Genomic DNA, 16734 nt, shown 5'->3' with positions numbered 1-16734 from the left:
TTTTAGGTTTCTCGGGTCCAGAGGACCGTGACTACCGACCCGCGCCGCTGCACCAGCGACTGGATTTCCAGTACCGCATTATTGAGCTTCACTTTGCCGTTGACAAGGAAGTACTCGGTTTTGACATCGAGCGACACCGCGCTGGTTGCGCGCGCCGCGTTGGTTGCGGGTAGCCGATTAGTGAAATCTGCCGCATCCTTGAAATAGGCTCGCTCGCGACTGGCCACCAGCGTGGCAGCATCGGACAGCCCCAGTCCCGGAATCACAGCAGACAAGACTTCGGCAGTGGCCGTATTGACATTGATCTTGCTATCGCTAAACGGCAGGACAATCACGTAGTCCTTGAGCTTGAGCAGCGTCTCTTCGGTAAAACCCGGTATCGCCAGCAAGTCGTCGAGCTGGGTCAGCGGCATCATGTGCGCGACGGCTTGGGACTGCGAAGTGTTGTTGGTGCTGGTCGTGCTGCCCGGCGTGGTGGTGGTTGATCCGCTGGTGGGCACCACCGTGGTTTGCGGCTGGCGAGCCGTCAACAGGTAACTCACTGTCGCATTGGTCAGTGCATTGGCCGAGGGAATCCGCAGGCTGTTGAGCAATTTCGCAAAAGCCGTCACATCGGGCGGGCTGAGCGCGCCGCCATTGCGGACCAGCGCATTCACATTCAGGCGCGATTGCGCATCGACGATGTAGCCGGACAGCATGGCACTGCTGGCGTCGGCATCCTGCTTGCCATTTTCGACAAATTCGTCGAGGCGGACTTCTTCCAGCGGGATCGCCCACGGATCGCCGAGGTAATCGACCTGATTGGTATCCGAGCGCAGGATCAGGCGCGACCAGTCGAGCGCGCCGCGTAAAATCCATTGCTTTTGTAACTGGGTGCGCTGGTTTTCGATCGAGCGCACCTGCACTTGCTGCTGCCAGAACAGACTGGCCACGATGGTGACGGCAAGCGTGGTCAGCAACAGTGCGGTGATCACGGCAACGCCGCGTTGCCGCTGCAGACGGCAGGTATTTTTCATACGGCCCCCAGCAGGAAGGCCTTGACCAGCAGGACTTGCTGTTCATTGAGCTGCAAGGTGACCTGCAAGCCCTTCATGATGGCCGGCGGCGCTACTGCGCCAGGCACGGTCGTGACGACGTTGGTTGCCGCGGCAGCCGGCTGCACCATGTTCCAGGCATTGCCGTCCCACGACTTGATGGTCATCGCATCGACGCCGGTCTTGAGGGTCACGCTGCTGCCGCTATCGGTGTCGGCGCTGGCGGCTTGCCAGAACTGATCGAGCTGATCGAGGTCACGGGTGGCAGCGGATTCGCTGCGCATCAGCGCGCCCTGGCGCAAGCGATAAGCGATGACTTGCAACCGGGTCGGCTGGTTTTCTGCATAGACCTTGCGCACCAGCAGCAAGCGCCCCTGGTCCGACAGCAAATTGGGCCGGTCGCCAAGCACCACGGCATCGGCAATCAGGCCGCAATCGCTTTGCATCTGGGCAAACGCCAGTTGCATGCCGCGCGTTTGTTCGAGGTCGCTGGTCAGCGCGACACGGGCGCGTACGATGCTGTCGAGGCCACGCCAGCCGAGCACGGCGATGACACCCAGGATGGTGATGGCGACCAGCAGTTCGACCAGCGTGAAGCCACGCTGCCGGTGCCGGGTCGGGTGCGAATGCTTAAACACTGACAAGCTGATTGAGTTTGATGATGCGCCGGGTCGGCGAACGGGCATCGTAGACACTGACTTCGACCCGGCGAAAATTGACGTTTGGTGTCGACAGCACTTCCTGCTCGCAGACCAGTCGCATTTCTGCCTGCGGACATTCGAACGCCGTTTTACCCAACGCTGGATAGCTGCGAGCGAGGCGGATTTCAGTGAGCCGGTTTTCTGCCGACCAGGTCGCCATCATGGCAGCGCGCAAGTCGTTGCTGTTCTGGGTCAGGCTGCCGACCGCGCGCAAGCTGGCACCGAGCGCCGTGCCGACGATGACCAGTGCGACCAGTACTTCAAGCAGCGTAAAACCAGTGGAGCAGGAACGGGAACGGTATGGATACATGCGCCGTCACTCCACCACGAAGTGGCCGATACCGTCGGCACGGATATCTACCCGTGCCTCATCGGTCGCCAACGTCAAAACGAACGGCTTGTCGACCGGTTCACGGCCGAACACGATACGCATCGGACCGCTGACAGGTGCCAGCGGCGGATTGATCAGCAAGGTCAACGGCGCACGCTGGAAAGCCCTCTCGCGCAGCAGATCGTCTTTTTCGATCGGCTGCCAGACGTTGTTGGTGCGCACCAGGAAACGATAGCGCCCGGCATCGGCTTCGAACGCCACCGGACTGTTGCGTACGATCGCTTCGTCGCGGGCCAGTTGCAGCAGCAAGGCGATACGCCTGGCGTCGGTTTCCAGAACCTGGCGCGCGCTGGGCATCGCATTGAACGACACGACACCCAGCATCACGCCGGCAATGACCATGACGACCAGCAATTCCAGCAGCGTAAAACCACGCGACGGGCGACGGACGAAACGGCTGGAGCTCGGCATGGGGATGGGTTACAGATCCCAGGAACCGATATCGGCATCATTACCGGTCCCGCCGCTCTGGCCATCGGCACCAAACGACAATACGTCGACTTCGCCCTTGATGCCGGGTGACAGGTACTGGTAGGGATTGCCCCATGGGTCTTTTGGCAGCTTGTCGATGTAGCCACCGGTTTTCCAGCCACGTGCGTCGGGGCCGCTGGTCGGCTTGATCACCAGTGCGGACAAGCCTTGCTCGGTGGTCGGGTAGCGCTGGTTATCGAGTTTGTAGAGCTTCAGCGCCTGCATCACGGTGGCAATATCCTGGCGGGCGGCAGTGACGCGGGCGTCGTCGGTACGCCCCATCAGCTTGGGCACCACCAGCGCGGCGAGAATGCCCATAATAACGACGACGACCATGATTTCGATCAGGGTGAACCCGCGTGCAACAGCGGCGCGAAGAGTACGACGGCGAGCAACAGGAAAGACAGTAGTCATAGGAATGAAGAGTTGGATGATGGAATCGGCTTGAGTATAAGGGAAAGGCAAACGGCACCGCCTCAAAACTGGCCAGCGTTGCCGCGCCAGGCAGGGTTTGCGCAACGATACCAGCGATATGAGTGCCGAATGCGTGAAAAGTGCCGCACCCTTGCCGACTGCCGCACCGCCGTGCACCTGACCTTGTACGCACAGACCGCAACAACAGATGTTGCAGGCGAAAAAAAACCCCGATGACTCGAGGTTTTCAGGTCCGGCCAACAGCGTCAGGCCTTGCGTCGGCGCTGCATCGTATAACCGATCAGGCCAAGACCGAGCAACATCATTGCGTAGGTTTCAGGCTCTGGTACCGCGCTGACCTGAACGGATACATTGTCGAGGTGAACGAAGCTATTGTCGCTGCTTGACGTGAAGGTCAGCAGCGTGCTGGTACCCGGACCAGCAAGATATTTATAGGTAAAGGGAGTGAATGTCCCGGCGAGCGCAGCGCTGTCGAACGTACTCTGGACGTAAGTTGAATCGCCAAACATGACGCTTGAATTGCTGATGACCGGCGTTGAGTCCTTTGATAAACCGCGCAGCTGAAAACTCAGGTCATAAAAAGTGCCGGCGACGGTCTGAATTGACTGTGATATCGAGCTTGGGACGGTGTTACCGTTGGAGTAGAAAAAGTCACCGAATCCAAAATCGGTAACCTCACGTGTTTCGGATTCGCCCGGAGGCAAGGTACTTTGCGCCCAGTTGGTCAGTCCGCTGTCGAAGCCGCCGTTGGCCACCAGATTTGCAGCCTGCGCCATCAGGCTGAAAGCAGCCAGCGCGAGTCCCAAGATAAGTTTTTTCATGGCATCTTTCAGTTATCAATAAAACATGCCGTCAGAATAACTCGGGTTTGAAAATTTGATAGTAAAAAACCACGCTCTTGCGATTAATTTGACACAATTTAACTTAAACGCAGCGATTCCATTGCAACGCGGAATTTAAACCGATTCACTGCGCGCTTCCCGCGCCAGTAGCAGTGCTACCGTCTCGCTCGGCGCATTGCCGTCGAACAACACACCAGCGACCGCGTCGGTAATCGGCATCTCGATCTGCAGGTTCGCTGCCAGCGTACGCACGGCCCGCGCGCACCGCACGCCTTCTGCGACATGCCCCAGTTCGCGCACGATCGTATCAAGGGTTTTGCCTTGTGCCAGTCCGAGACCAACCTTGCGATTGCGCGACAGATCCCCGGTACAGGTCAGGATCAGATCACCAATACCCGCCAGTCCCATGAAGGTTTCCGCGCGCCCGCCGAGCGCCACACCGAGTCGCGTGATTTCGGCCAGACCGCGGGTGATCAATGCCGCGCGGGCATTGAGCCCCAGCGCCATGCCATCGACGATACCGGTAGCAATGGCCAGGATATTTTTAACAGCCCCGCCGACCTCGACACCGACGACATCATCGGTGCCATAAATACGTAACTGAGGCCCATGGACCGCCTGTACCACCGTGTCGCGCAACGTCGCGCTTGCCGAGGCGATGACCAGCGCACCCGGCAGTCCAAGTGCCACTTCCATCGCAAACGAGGGACCCGAGAAGGCACCGGTCAGCAAGTCATCGCCCAATACCTGCTGCACAATCTGGTGCGGCAACAGGCCGGTACCTTCTTCAAAACCCTTGCACAACCACACCAGGTTGGGCAGCGGTCGCCCGGGAAGTCGTTGCGCAATCGGTCGTAAGCCGGCGACCGATGACGCCACGATCAGTAGTCCATCATGGTCGGCACAATGGCCGATGGCGGCATCAAAATCAGCGGTAAGAAGCAACGAGTGCGGCAAGGCGATGCCGGGGAGGTAGGCGGCATTCTCGTGCCGATCCGAGATGGCTTGCATCATGGCGGCATCGCGCCCCCACAACAGGACATTGTGCCGATCGGCCAGCGACATGGCCAGCGCGGTGCCCCAGGCACCCGCGCCCAGTAACGTGATGTTCATCGCAGCGACAGACCCAATTTACTCACCCCAGACATCGGTCGACTTGACGAAACCGCCCTGGCCATCGCGATGACGGACCTTGACCCAACCCGCTGTAGACGGTTCGGCCATTTCCAGTATCACGCTCTTGTCGACGCTGAAAATCACCGGTGCCATCTCATCGGCGGCGGTGCGCACGCGGATGCCGGCGGCCCTGGTGATCACGTGGCGCTTTGCATCGAGTTGCTTGGATTCGACCCACGACAAGTCGCCCGAGGCATCGCGCACCTTGCTCCACTCGCCATAGGTCAGAATGACTTCGACGGGCATGTTGCGCGGTGCGACGAATACTTTTCGTCCACGCTGCGACGGCGCGTCGTACAGCACTGCCGGAGCAGCGCCAATTGATTGGTAGTCCAGTGCGTAGGCATGGCCGAAAGCGCTTAGCGAGAGCAGTGCCGCGGCACCATGCAAGCGAACAGATTTCATTGCGCAACTCCGAAGGGAAATGCGCAACCGGCATGCCTGTGGCATACCGGTCGCAGCATCAGTGGGTGGTTGCCGCACCGTCCGGCATCACCAGATTGGCGGCATTTTGCTGTTCGGCCAAGGCCTGCAGGCGCTGCTGGTAAAACACTTCAAAATTGATTTCGGCCAAATGGACTGGCGGGAAACCGGCACGGGTAATTGCATCGGCGATGTTGGCGCGCAAATACGGGTACACGATATTCGGACAGCCGATGCCAAGCAGCGGATCAAGCTGGTCTTGCGGGATGTTGCGGGCTTCAAAAATGCCGGCTTGCTTGCCTTCGACCAGAAAAGCCACTTTGTCGCCGATCTTGGCGGTGACGGTAATGGTCACGGTCGACTCGAAAATCCCTTCGGCCAGTGGCTCGGCACCGACGTCGACGGCCACTTCCATGGTCGGCGCTTCCTGCTCCAGGAAAATCGCCGGGGAATTAGGTTGTTCGAGCGACAGGTCTTTCAGATAGACGCGCTGGATCTGGAATATCGGTTGCAGGATTTCGTCAGCCATGAAGCACTTTCAGTTGGGTTGAAGGGACCGCGGCACGTGCCGTCGGCCGGTAAAGATCAGGTGCCCTGCAGCAAGGCGTCGAGCGTACCGAGACGCTCAAGCGCGGCCAGGTCGTCGAAGCCGCCGACGTGGGTGTCGCCGATGTAAATCTGCGGCACCGTACGGCGACCGGTTTTTTGCATCATCACGTCGCGCTGTGCCATATCGAGGTCGATACGCACTTTTTCGATTTCCTCGACGCCTTTGGATTTGAGCAGTCGTTCGGCCATCGTGCAATAAGGGCAAACGCCGGTGCTATACATCAAAACATGTGCGGTCATTGTGGTGACTCCTGTTATTTCACGGTCGGCAGACCCTGGGTCTGCCAAGACGCGAGTCCACCGCTCAGACTGTGGACATCATTGAAACCGGCGCTCTTGAGACGCGCTGTCGCTTTCGAGGACTGCACGCCGTTCGGGCACACGACGATGACCGTCCTGGCCTTGAACTTGTCGATTTCGACGAGGCGCGTAGTCAGATCTTTCAGGGGAATATTTTTTGCTTCGCGCAGGTGGCCCTTGGCAAAGTCGGCTGCATCACTGACATCCAGAATCAGCGTCTTGCCCTGATTGATGATCTGGGTCGCTTGCAGTGTCGTGACCTTGGTGCCGCGTTGCTGCAGCAAGGGAAACAGCAGTGCGCCGCCGGAAATGACGACCAGCGCTATAAGGAAGATGTTATCGATCAAGAATTTCACAAGGGTCCAATGGTTTAAAACAATCGCCGCATTATAAAATAGAAGCGACACGACGAATCCGAATCGTTGCCATGCACTTCCAATTTCCCCTCTACTGCCTACCTGCCATGTACAAAATCGTATTGATGCGCCACGGTGAATCCACCTGGAATCTCGACAATCGCTTTACCGGATGGACCGACGTCGACCTGACCGAAAAGGGCCGCGCCGAAGCTACCCAAGCCGGCAAACTGCTGCGCGAGGCCGGCTTCAGCTTTGACCTGGCTTACACCTCGGTGCTCAAACGCGCCATCCGCACGCTCTGGCTGACGCTCGACGAAATGGACCTGATGTGGATCCCGATCGAACACGACTGGCGCCTCAACGAACGTCATTACGGCGCGTTGCAAGGCTTGAATAAATCCGAAACCGCAGCGCAATACGGCGACGAGCAAGTGCTGGTCTGGCGGCGCAGTTACGACACCCCGCCACTGCCACTGGCAGCGTCCGATCCGCGTGCATCGTATCAGGATCCGCGTTACGCCGGACTGCAGCCTGCGCAAATCCCGCTCACCGAATGCCTGAAAGACACCGTCGAGCGCGTCATGCCGGCCTGGGAAGACACCATCGCGCCGGCCATCCGCGCCGGCAAACAGATCCTGATCTCGGCCCATGGCAACAGCTTGCGTGCACTGATCAAATCGCTCGATGGCATCAGCGACAACGACATTGTCGGTCTGAACGTCCCCAATGGCCAGCCGCTCGTATACGAACTGGATGCCGACCTGAAGCCGATCCGCAGCTACTACCTCGGTGATACGGCCGCCATCGAAGCGGCCTTGCATGCAGTCGCCAACCAGGGCAAGGCGCGCTGACGCGCCGGCCGATGCCTTCTTTCAAAACCCTGTTACTCCGGATGACGCTGACGGCTGCCTGCCTGGCAGTGGTCAGTGTGGCTACGGCCAGCGAACGCAGCCGGCAAAAGGAAGCTGCACAAGCCCAGCGCACCGAACTGCAACGACAGCTCGGCACGCTGCAGGGCACGATCAACCAGACCGAAGCCGAATCCGACAAGGCCACTGAAGCGTTGGGCAAGTCTGCCCGGGCGATTTCGGAGGCCAACCGCGCGCTGCATGAACTCGATGCGGAGCAAGCCGGAACCGAGCGCCGGCTGGCACAATTATCGGAGGAACAAACCCGCCTGACCAAGCTGGTCGATGACCAGCAGGCGCAGTTATCGCGTTTGCTACGCGGCCAATACGTGGCCGGCAATGACAGCCGCATCAAGCTGCTGCTCTCCGGTGATAACCCGAACCGGATCAATCGCGACCTCGAATACCTCGGTTACGTCTCGCAAGCCCAGGCCGCCCTGATCAGCACGCTGCGCGGCAACCTGCAGGCCATCGAGCACAACAAGGCCGAGGCCGAAGAAGCCCACCGCGCGCTGGCCGAGATTGTCGTCGAAGCCCGCGACCAGCGCACCGCGCTGGAAAATGAAAAAGCAGGCCGCGCGACGCTACTGGCATCGCTGTCGACCAAGCTGGCATCGCAACGCAAGCAAGCCAGTGACCTGAAACGTGACGACCAGCGCCTCAGCGGCCTGGTCAGCAAGCTCGATGAGCTGATCGAAGCGCAGCGCAAGGCCGACGCTGCTGCCGCCGAACAACGCCGCCAGAAACAACTGGCCGACGCGCAAGCCGAACAAGCGCGCAAACAGGCGCTGCAAGACAAGAAGCCCGCGCGGCCATCCACGAAGGCAAGCGCGAGCAATCCGGATGCGATCGACGATGACGAGCCCCCCAAAAAAATTGCTTTGCGCAATGAACTTCGCCCGGAAGCCGGCGTCGAAGGCCAGAATGCGGGCACTAATTTTAGTGGTCTGCGAGGCAAGTTGCGGCTGCCGCTCAAGGGCGATATCGTGACCCGCTTCGGCGCATCACGCGGCGAGGGGCCAGACTCGAAAGGTCTATTTATCCGCGCTGCCGAAGGCACCGAGATCCGTGCCATCGCCGAAGGAAAAGTCGTCTTTGCCGACTGGCTGCGCGGCTTTGGCAACCTGATCATCGTCGACCATGGCGGCCAGTACATGACCATTTATGGCAACAACCAGTCGGTCCTGAAACGACCCGGCGATGCGGTCAAAAGTGGCGACCCCATTGCCACGGCGGGCAACAGCGGCGGCAATGAACAATCCGGCTTATACTTTGAAATGCGGCATCAAGGCCGTGCGTTCGACCCACTAGGATGGGTAACTACCAGGTGAAACATGAGCATTAAACTCAAGAATATCGGCTTGATCGGATTAGGCGTGATGGCCGGCATCGCAGGATCAATGCAATTCGACGCCATGGCGCAAAAAAATGTCGGCGCGCCACTGCCGATCGACGAGTTGCGACAACTTGCCGATGTGTTTGGCCTGATCAAATCGGATTACGTCGAGAATGTCGACGACAAAAAATTACTGACCGAAGCCATTTCCGGCATGGTCGCTTCGCTTGATCCGCACTCGGCCTACCTGGACAAAAAAGCCTTTAAAGAACTGCGCGAAGGCACGCAGGGCAAGTTTGTCGGGCTCGGCATCGAAGTCGGTATTGAAGATGGTTTCGTCAAAGTCATCTCGCCAATCGAAGATTCACCGGCCTACCGCGCCGGCCTGAAAGCAGGCGACCTGATTACCCGTCTCGACAGTACGCCGACCAAAGGATTGTCGCTCGACGAGGCCGTCAAGAAAATGCGCGGCGAACCGAACAGCAAGATCACGTTGACGATCGCCCGCAAGGATGAAGACAAGCCGATCATCGTCACCATCGTCCGCCAGGAAATCCGCGTCCAGAGCGTCAAATCCAAAATGGTCGAGCCCGGTTACGCATGGGTGCGCGTGGCCCAGTTCCAGGAACCGACGGTCGATGACATGGCCAAAAAAATTACCGCGCTGTACACCCAGGATCCCAATATCAAGGGTCTGGTGCTCGACTTGCGCAATGATCCGGGCGGGGTGCTGCCCGGCGCGATCGGCGTGTCGGCGGCCTTCCTGCCAAAGGATGCGGTCATCGTCACGACCAATGGCCAGCTGGCCGATTCCAAACAGACGTTTTACGCCCGCCGTGAGTTTTATGGTGCGCGCGGTCTTGGCGATTCGCTGGCCAAACTGCCCGACGCCGTCAAGAAAGTCCCGATGGTCGTGCTAATCAATGCCGGTTCGGCATCGGCCTCCGAGATCGTCGCCGGTGCGCTGCAAGACTACAAGCGCGCCACCATCATGGGTACGCAAAGTTTTGGCAAGGGCTCGGTCCAGACCATCCGGCAGCTCTCGGCTGATACCGCCGTGAAGCTGACCACTGCGCGTTACTACACGCCGAACGGCCGTTCAATTCAGGCCAAGGGTATCGTGCCTGATTTGATGGTCGATGAATATGCCGATGGCGATGGTCTCAACAGCTTCCGCCTGCACGAGTCGGACTTGCAGAAACATCTCAGCAATGGCAACGACAAGGCAGCCGTCGAAGCCGTCAAGCCGGCCTTCGATGAGGCTGAAGAAGCACGTCGCGCCGCAGCCCTCGACAAGAAACGCAAGCCGCTCGAGTTCGGCAGCAAGGAAGACTTCCAGCTGGCTCAGGCACTGAACCAGCTCAAGGGCCTGCCGGTGCAACTGTCGAAGGTGAAGCCGGAAGTCCGCAAGGATGGCGAGAAAGAACCGGAAAAAGACACCCTTAAAAAAGACGAGCCGAAGGAAGACAAGAAAGGCAGCAGCAACAAGTAATTGCTGCGTGCTGACAAAAGGCCGCAGCGATGCGGCCTTTTCTTTTTACAGGAGTCCGACCGACTAATGAACGACCACCAGCTGCTACGCTATTCGCGTCACATCCTGCTCGACGAGATCGACATCGATGGCCAGCAAAAAATTTCTGCCGCGCATGCGCTGATCATCGGCGCCGGCGGCCTTGGTTCGCCGGCCGCGCTGTATCTGGCGTCAGCCGGTACCGGGACGATCACGCTGGCCGATCCCGACACGGTCGACCTGACCAATTTGCAGCGGCAAATCGTGCATACGACGGACCGCATCGGCCAGCCCAAGGTAGCCTCGGCCAGACTGACGTTGGCGGCCATCAATCCTGACATCGTCATTGTCGCGCTCGACGAGCGGCTCGACGACGCGCGCCTTGATGCACTGGTCCGCACCGCTACGGTGGTGCTCGACTGCACCGATAATTTTGTCACCCGCCACGCGATCAACCGCGCTTGCGTCGCCCACAAGGTGCCGCTGGTGTCGGGCGCGGCAACCCGCTTCGATGGCCAGGTCAGCGTGTTTGATGCGCGCGACCCGGCCTCGCCCTGCTATGCCTGCCTGTTCCCGCCGCAGCAAAGCTTCGACGACATCAACTGTGCGACGATGGGCGTGTTCGCGCCGCTGGTCGGCATCATCGGCAGCATGCAGGCTGCCGAAGCGCTCAAGCTCATCGTCGGCATCGGCACCTCGCTGACCGGTCGCCTGCAGATGCTGGACGCACGCACCATGGAATGGAACACCATTAAATTGCGTCGCGATGCTGGCTGCAGCGTCTGCGGCCACCCCTGACGTTTTTAGTACTCCCGATTCATCCACACTGAGGCAATCATCATGCTGCAACGCTGGCACCGATTCATCTGCGCGCTGTTCCTGCTGGCGCTGTTTTCGCACACGGCCATTGCCGCGTCCCTGCCGGCTGGCGTGACCCGCATCACCAGCATCGAAGGCATCACCGAATACCGTTTGAAGAACGGCCTGAAAGTCCTGCTGTTCCCGGACGTGACCAAGCCGACCGTCACCGTCAACGTGACGTATCTGGTCGGTTCGCGGCATGAAAATTACGGCGAAACCGGCATGGCGCATTTACTCGAACACATGATGTTCAAGGGCGCACCGAAGAACCCCAGCGTGGTCCAGCAATTCAATCAGCGCGGCATGCAAATGAACGGTACGACCTCGCTCGACCGCACCAACTATTACGAATTTTTCCAGGCCAGCGACGACAACCTGAAGTGGGCGCTGGAGATGGAAGCCGACCGCATGGTCAATTCCTTCATCGCCAAAAAAGACCTGGATTCCGAAATGACCGTAGTCCGCAATGAATTCGAAAGCGGCGAGAATTCGCCGTTCAGCGTCATGCTCAAGCGCATGCAGAGCGTGGCATTCGACTGGCATAACTACGGCAATTCGACGATCGGCAACCGCAGCGATATCGAGAACGTCAGGATCGACAATCTGCAGGCCTTCTACCGCACCTACTACCAGCCCGATAACGCGGTGCTGCTGGTGGCCGGCAAATTCGATGTCGAAAAAACGCTGGGATGGATCAGCAAATCCTTCGGTGCGATTCCAAAACCGGCGCGTACCTTGCCGGTGTTCTGGACCGTCGAACCGACGCAGGACGGCGACCGTAGTTACACGGTGCGTCGCAAGGGCGATATCCAGATCGTCGGCGTCGGCTACAAGATGCCGGGTGCACTGCATCCCGACAGCGATGCGCTGTCCTTCGCTGCCGACATCCTCGGCGACACACCGAATGGTCGTCTGCACAAGCTGCTGGTCGAAACCGGCAAGGCCTCGCAAGTATTCAACTACGCGGTCAGCGGCGTGGCACCCGGCCTGCAACTGCTCGGTGCCGTCGTCAAGAAAGACGATCCGATCGAACCGGTCCGCGCCGCGATGACTGCCGCGATCGAGGACTTCAGCAAGAACCCGCCGACTGCCGACGAGATGGAGCGGGTCAAGCGCGACAACGCCAACCAGATCGAAAAAATGCTCAACGATCACCAGAAAGTCGGCGTCGGCCTGTCCGAAGCGATCGCATTGGGCGACTGGCGCTTGCTGTTCAAGAACCGCGACCAGATGGCAAAGATCACCAGCGCTGATGTCGCCGCGGCCGCCGGCCGCTACTTCAAGCGCGACAACCGCACCACCGGCATGTTCCTGCCGGAAGACGCGCCGCAACGTGCCGAGATCCCGACCGCGCCACTGCCTGACAGCGTCATGCAAGGCTATGTCGGCAAGACCGACAGCGGCGCCGGCGAAGCTTTCGAGCCGAGCCAGGACAACATCGGCAAGCGCACCACGCTATCCACATCCGGTGGAATCCAGCTCGCGCTATTACCGAAGACCACGCGCGGCGCCACCGTGGCCACCTCGATGAGTCTGCATTGGGGCAACGAGCAAAGCCTGTTCGGCCAGCAGGCCGCGGCGACCATGGTCAGCGGCATGCTCATGCGCGGCACCAGCAAATACACGCGCGAACAACTGGCTGACGAATTCGACAAGCTCAAGTTCAGCGGCAACCTGTTCAACTTCCAGACCACGCGTGAACATTTGCCGGCAGCACTGGCGCTGGTCGCGCATGTGCTCAAGGACGCCAGCTTCCCGGCCGACCAATTCGAACAGTTGCGCAGCCAGAGTCTGGTCGGTATCGAAGCGCGCCGCAATGAACCGCAAGTGCTGGCCGGGCAAGTGATGTCGCAACATTTCAACCAGTATCCGAAAGGCGACTGGCGCGCGTTCCAGAGCATCGATGAACAGATTGCCGGACTCAAGGCCGTCACGCTCGAGCAGGTCAAGGCATACCACAAGAAGTTTTATGGCATCTCGCAAGCCGAGATCTCGGTAGTCGGTGATTTCGATGCGACCGCCATCACCAAGGTCATCGGCGATGCATTCGGTAACTGGACTAGCGGCGCACCCTACACGCGCCTGTCGCAGCGCAATTTTGCCGTGATGCCGCTGCGCCGGGACATCGATACGCCGGACAAGGAAAACGGCTTTTACACGGCCCGCCTGAACCTCGACTTGCGCGATGACGATGCCGATTATCCGGCGCTGGCAATTGCCGACTACGTCTTCGGTGGCGGTGCCGGCCTGAACTCGCGCCTCATGGAACGGTTGCGCCAGAAGGATGGCTTGTCGTATGGCGGCGGCTCGTCAGTCAGCGCCGGTTCGATCGACCGTGCCGGTGGCTTCACGATCAGCGCGATCGCCGCGCCGCAGAACCTGGCCAAAGTCGATGCCGCCGTCAAAGACGAGCTGGCGCGCGCCATCAAGGAAGGCTTTAGCGATGCCGAAGTCGCGCGCGCCAAGTCCGGCCTGCTGCAGCAACGCGTGCAGACGCGGGCGCAAGATGGCAGCGTCGCCGCCGGCTGGACCACGTATCTGTTTCTTGGCCGGACCTACGAATGGAGCAAGCAGTTCGAAGCCAGGATCAGCACGCTGACTGCCGCACAAGTCACCGCCGCGTTCCGCAAAGCCATCGATCCGGCGCAGCTGACCGTGGTGATGGCCGGTGACCAGGCGAAGATCAAGGCAGCGCAAAAATAGCGGGCGCGTTGCAAAACCGCTTTACCTATCTTTACCTGCCGCACACGCCAGCGCTACATCGGCTGGCTACAGTGTGTTCATGCAAACCGAGTCCGTGTTTGCACTCACCACACTGGAAGGATTCACCATGAACAAGCAAGCCATCACCACCGCATCATCCCGCCCCGGTCGGCGCTGGACCATCGCTGCAGCTGCCGCCATGGTCATCGCCGCCGGTTCCTGGACCGGCCTGAGCCAGGCCGCCGGCGAGAGCAAGGACGCACGTGGCGGCTATCACCAACTGCGTGGCGACATGACGCCGGAGATGTCGGCCAAGCGCATCGACAAGATGATTGAACGCTTGCTGCCGGACGGCACGCCGGAACAGAAAGCCAAGGTCAGCGCGATCGCCAAGACCGCCGCCAGCGATCTGATGCCACTGCGCAAACAGCGTCGCGAAGCCCACCAGCAAGGCATGAAACTGCTGGCGCAGCCGACCATCGATCGCGCCGCCCTCGAACAGATTCGTGCCACCGAAGTGCAGCTTAACGACCAGTCTTCCAAGCGCATGACCACCGCGCTGGCCGACATCTCGGAAGTGCTGACTCCGGCCCAGCGCGTGCGCCTGGCGGAACATTTCGCCAAGCGCGGTCAACATCATCGCGGTCACCGGGGCGACCACGACACCGCCGGCAGGAAGTAATGACCCGCACAGCCGGAGCCTGCTGAGATGGCACAGCGCCTGCTGATGATCGATGACGACCACCGTCTCGGGGCGATGGTCGTCACCTACCTGAACCAGAACGGCTACGCGGTCGATCACGTCGAAACCGCGCAGGCCGCGATGAACCAATTACGCACCGCCGAAGCCTATTCGGCGGTGCTGCTGGACCTGATGCTGCCGGATGCCGACGGCCTTGATGTCTGCCGCCGGATCCGCCAGCAACCGGCACCCGTGGGCAACCTGCCTATCCTGATGCTGACCGCCAAGGGCGACCCGATGGATCGCGTGGTCGGCCTCGAACTGGGCGCTGACGACTATCTGCCGAAACCCTTCGAGCCGCGCGAATTGCTGGCCCGCCTGCGCGCCATTTTGCGTCGTCCGCCGCTGGCGTCCGGGCACAGCGTGCTGCAGTTCGGTCGCCTCGCCATCGACCTAGACGGTCGCATCGTGCGACTCGACGGCCATGATTGCGTCCTCACTGCCTACCAGTTCGACCTGCTCGCCGCGATGGCAACCCGGGCCGGTCGCGTGCTCTCGCGCGAACAGCTGATGGACGCCGTCAGCGGCGTGCCTATCGATGCCTTCGACCGTTCTATCGATGTGCATATCGGGCGCATTCGACTGGCCATCGAAGACGATCCGAAGCAGCCCAGGCGCATACTCACCGTGCGCGGCAGCGGCTATCTGTTTGCGCGGGTGCAGGATGTTTAGCCTGACCCGGCATCTGTATGTGCGCATCTATCTGGCGCTACTGCTGGCACTCGGCCTGACCGCCGCGCTGTTTGCGGCAGCTTGGCAACTCAGCCCCGAAAACGCCCGCACCGGTGCCAACCTCGAGGCCTTTGCCGGCATCGCCAGCGCAGCCTTGCCACCGGCCAGTGCCACGGCTGCCGAGCAGCAGGCGGGCCTGGCGCGCTGGCGTCCGCGCGCCGACCTGACGCTGTATTCGACCGAACGTCGCAAGCTGGCCCAAGTCGGCGAGGCCTTGCCGCCGCTCGATCCGGCGCAAACCGGCAGCGGCTGGCTCGGTGGCAGGCCACCGGTATTTGCCCTGAAACTCGACGATGGCCGCTGGCTGGTCGGCGCCCGCAAGCACGCGTCGCGCCGGCACCTGCCGATGCCCGGACTGATCGCCGCGCTGGCGCTGATTGCACTGGCGGTCGGACTGGCGGCATTCCCGGTGGTGCGCCGCCTGACGCGCCGGCTTGAGCGCCTGCAACGCAGCGTCGAGGCGCTGGGTGCCGGACAGCTGTCGACGCGCGTGGCGGTCGAAGGCGATGATGAAGTCGCGCGCCTGGCCGGTAGTTTCAATCGCTCGGCGGCCCACATCGAAACGCTGGTGCAAGCGCAGCGCAGCCTGCTGGCCAACGCCTCGCACGAATTGCGTTCGCCTCTGGCACGGTTGCGCATGGCGGTTGAATTGCTACCCGCCGGGGCCGCTCCGGCCCTGCGCGAAGAAATGACACGCGACATCGCTGAACTCGACCAGCTGATCGGTGAAATCCTGCTGGCCAGCCGGCTCGATGCAACCAGCGGGCAAGCACCGCTGCGCGTGGCGGTCGACCTCACCGCGCTGGTGGCCGACGAAGCCCGCCGCGCCGGCGCGCAACTGGCCAGTGCCGACATCACGCTGGCCGGCGACCCGATCCTGTTGCGCCGGCTAGTGCGCAATCTGCTCGACAATGCCCGTCGTTATGGCGGCGACAGTCCGGTCGACGTGACGCTGCGCCATCTCGATGGGGCCATCCACTTGAGCATCTGCGATCGCGGCCCCGGCGTGCCGGAAGCCGAACGCGACAACATCTTCGCCGCGTTTTACCGCTTGCCGGGCGGACGCGAACGCGATGGCGGCATCGGCCTCGGACTGAGCCTGGTGCGGCAAATCGCCCGCCATCACGGTGGCGGCGTGGCATGCCTGCCGCGCGCCGGCGGCGGCAGCTGCTTCGTGGTGACGCTGCCGCAGGATTGACTG

19 protein-coding genes are annotated in these 16734 nt (G+C 60.8%); 8 read left to right on the top strand and 11 right to left on the bottom strand.

From position 1 onward, the window contains the following. Positions 1-2 precede the first annotated feature (2 nt). The 11 genes from gspK to RHM62_RS03035 all read right to left on the bottom strand — a co-directional run bounded on the left by gspK (position 3) and on the right by RHM62_RS03035 (position 6738). Positions 3-1016, bottom strand: coding sequence for a type II secretion system minor pseudopilin GspK (gspK, locus tag RHM62_RS03085; protein WP_322124117.1), 1014 nt, complete (start codon positions 1014-1016; stop codon positions 3-5). Next, positions 1013-1672, bottom strand: coding sequence for a PulJ/GspJ family protein (locus RHM62_RS03080; protein WP_322124116.1), 660 nt, complete (start codon positions 1670-1672; stop codon positions 1013-1015). Before RHM62_RS03080 ends, gspK begins: the two co-directional genes overlap by 4 nt. Continuing rightward, positions 1665-2045, bottom strand: a complete 381-nt coding sequence (gene gspI / locus RHM62_RS03075) for a type II secretion system minor pseudopilin GspI (RefSeq protein WP_322124115.1) — start codon at positions 2043-2045, stop codon at positions 1665-1667. Before gspI ends, RHM62_RS03080 begins: the two co-directional genes overlap by 8 nt. A 6-nt stretch (positions 2046-2051) precedes the next feature. Next, entirely contained in the window at positions 2052-2537 is a 486-nt protein-coding gene (locus RHM62_RS03070) for a GspH/FimT family pseudopilin (RefSeq protein WP_322124114.1), read from the bottom strand. Positions 2538-2546: 9 nt separating this feature from the next. Continuing rightward, the gene (gene gspG / locus RHM62_RS03065) at positions 2547-3011 is read right to left on the bottom strand and encodes a type II secretion system major pseudopilin GspG (protein ID WP_322124113.1); all 465 of its coding nucleotides are present in this window, start codon (positions 3009-3011) and stop codon (positions 2547-2549) included. Positions 3012-3277: 266 nt separating this feature from the next. Continuing rightward, entirely contained in the window at positions 3278-3853 is a 576-nt protein-coding gene (locus RHM62_RS03060) for a PEP-CTERM sorting domain-containing protein (RefSeq protein ID WP_322124112.1), read from the bottom strand. Positions 3854-3988: 135 nt separating this feature from the next. Continuing rightward, complete coding sequence (locus RHM62_RS03055) at positions 3989-4987, bottom strand: NAD(P)H-dependent glycerol-3-phosphate dehydrogenase (protein WP_322124111.1); 999 nt, start codon at positions 4985-4987, stop codon at positions 3989-3991. 18 nt (positions 4988-5005) lie between these two features. Continuing rightward, positions 5006-5455: an SH3 domain-containing protein gene (locus tag RHM62_RS03050; RefSeq protein ID WP_322124110.1), complete on the bottom strand. Its 450-nt coding sequence runs from the start codon at positions 5453-5455 to the stop codon at positions 5006-5008. Positions 5456-5513: 58 nt separating this feature from the next. Beyond that, a complete protein-coding gene (gene secB / locus RHM62_RS03045) occupies positions 5514-6002 on the bottom strand; it encodes a protein-export chaperone SecB (RefSeq protein ID WP_009664367.1) in 489 nt (162 codons plus the stop codon). A gap of 56 nt (positions 6003-6058) precedes the next feature. Then, entirely contained in the window at positions 6059-6322 is a 264-nt protein-coding gene (grxC, locus tag RHM62_RS03040; RefSeq protein ID WP_322124109.1) for a glutaredoxin 3, read from the bottom strand. Between the two features lie 14 nt (positions 6323-6336). Beyond that, positions 6337-6738, bottom strand: coding sequence for a rhodanese-like domain-containing protein (locus RHM62_RS03035; RefSeq protein WP_322124108.1), 402 nt, complete (start codon positions 6736-6738; stop codon positions 6337-6339). A 107-nt stretch (positions 6739-6845) separates the two neighbouring features. On the opposite strand from RHM62_RS03035, the gene gpmA reads away from it, so the two are divergent. The 8 genes from gpmA to RHM62_RS02995 all read left to right on the top strand — a co-directional run bounded on the left by gpmA (position 6846) and on the right by RHM62_RS02995 (position 16731). Further along, positions 6846-7592, top strand: a complete 747-nt coding sequence (gene gpmA / locus RHM62_RS03030) for a 2,3-diphosphoglycerate-dependent phosphoglycerate mutase (RefSeq protein ID WP_322124107.1) — start codon at positions 6846-6848, stop codon at positions 7590-7592. Positions 7593-7633: 41 nt separating this feature from the next. After that, positions 7634-8980 (top strand): murein hydrolase activator EnvC family protein, encoded by a 1347-nt coding sequence (locus tag RHM62_RS03025; protein WP_322125299.1) that lies wholly within the window; start codon positions 7634-7636, stop codon positions 8978-8980. A 3-nt stretch (positions 8981-8983) separates the two neighbouring features. Beyond that, positions 8984-10477 (top strand): S41 family peptidase, encoded by a 1494-nt coding sequence (locus RHM62_RS03020; RefSeq protein ID WP_322124106.1) that lies wholly within the window; start codon positions 8984-8986, stop codon positions 10475-10477. A gap of 66 nt (positions 10478-10543) precedes the next feature. Further along, a complete protein-coding gene (locus RHM62_RS03015; RefSeq protein ID WP_322124105.1) occupies positions 10544-11293 on the top strand; it encodes a molybdopterin-synthase adenylyltransferase MoeB in 750 nt (249 codons plus the stop codon). Between the two features lie 42 nt (positions 11294-11335). Beyond that, entirely contained in the window at positions 11336-14059 is a 2724-nt protein-coding gene (locus RHM62_RS03010; RefSeq protein WP_322124104.1) for a pitrilysin family protein, read from the top strand. 127 nt (positions 14060-14186) lie between these two features. Then, on the top strand, positions 14187-14741 hold the full coding sequence (locus tag RHM62_RS03005; protein WP_322124103.1) for a Spy/CpxP family protein refolding chaperone: 555 nt from the start codon (positions 14187-14189) through the stop codon (positions 14739-14741). Positions 14742-14768: 27 nt separating this feature from the next. Beyond that, a complete protein-coding gene (locus RHM62_RS03000) occupies positions 14769-15473 on the top strand; it encodes a response regulator transcription factor (protein WP_322124102.1) in 705 nt (234 codons plus the stop codon). Next, positions 15466-16731: a HAMP domain-containing sensor histidine kinase gene (locus RHM62_RS02995; protein WP_322124101.1), complete on the top strand. Its 1266-nt coding sequence runs from the start codon at positions 15466-15468 to the stop codon at positions 16729-16731. The genes RHM62_RS03000 and RHM62_RS02995 overlap by 8 nt, the downstream gene beginning before the upstream one ends. Positions 16732-16734: the final 3 nt, after the last annotated feature.

The sequence above is a fragment of the Actimicrobium sp. CCC2.4 genome, from assembly GCF_034347385.1.
Lineage (GTDB): Bacteria > Pseudomonadota > Gammaproteobacteria > Burkholderiales > Burkholderiaceae_D > Actimicrobium.
Note: the sequence above shows the minus strand (reverse complement) of the source record. Positions and strands in the feature narration are given on the sequence as shown.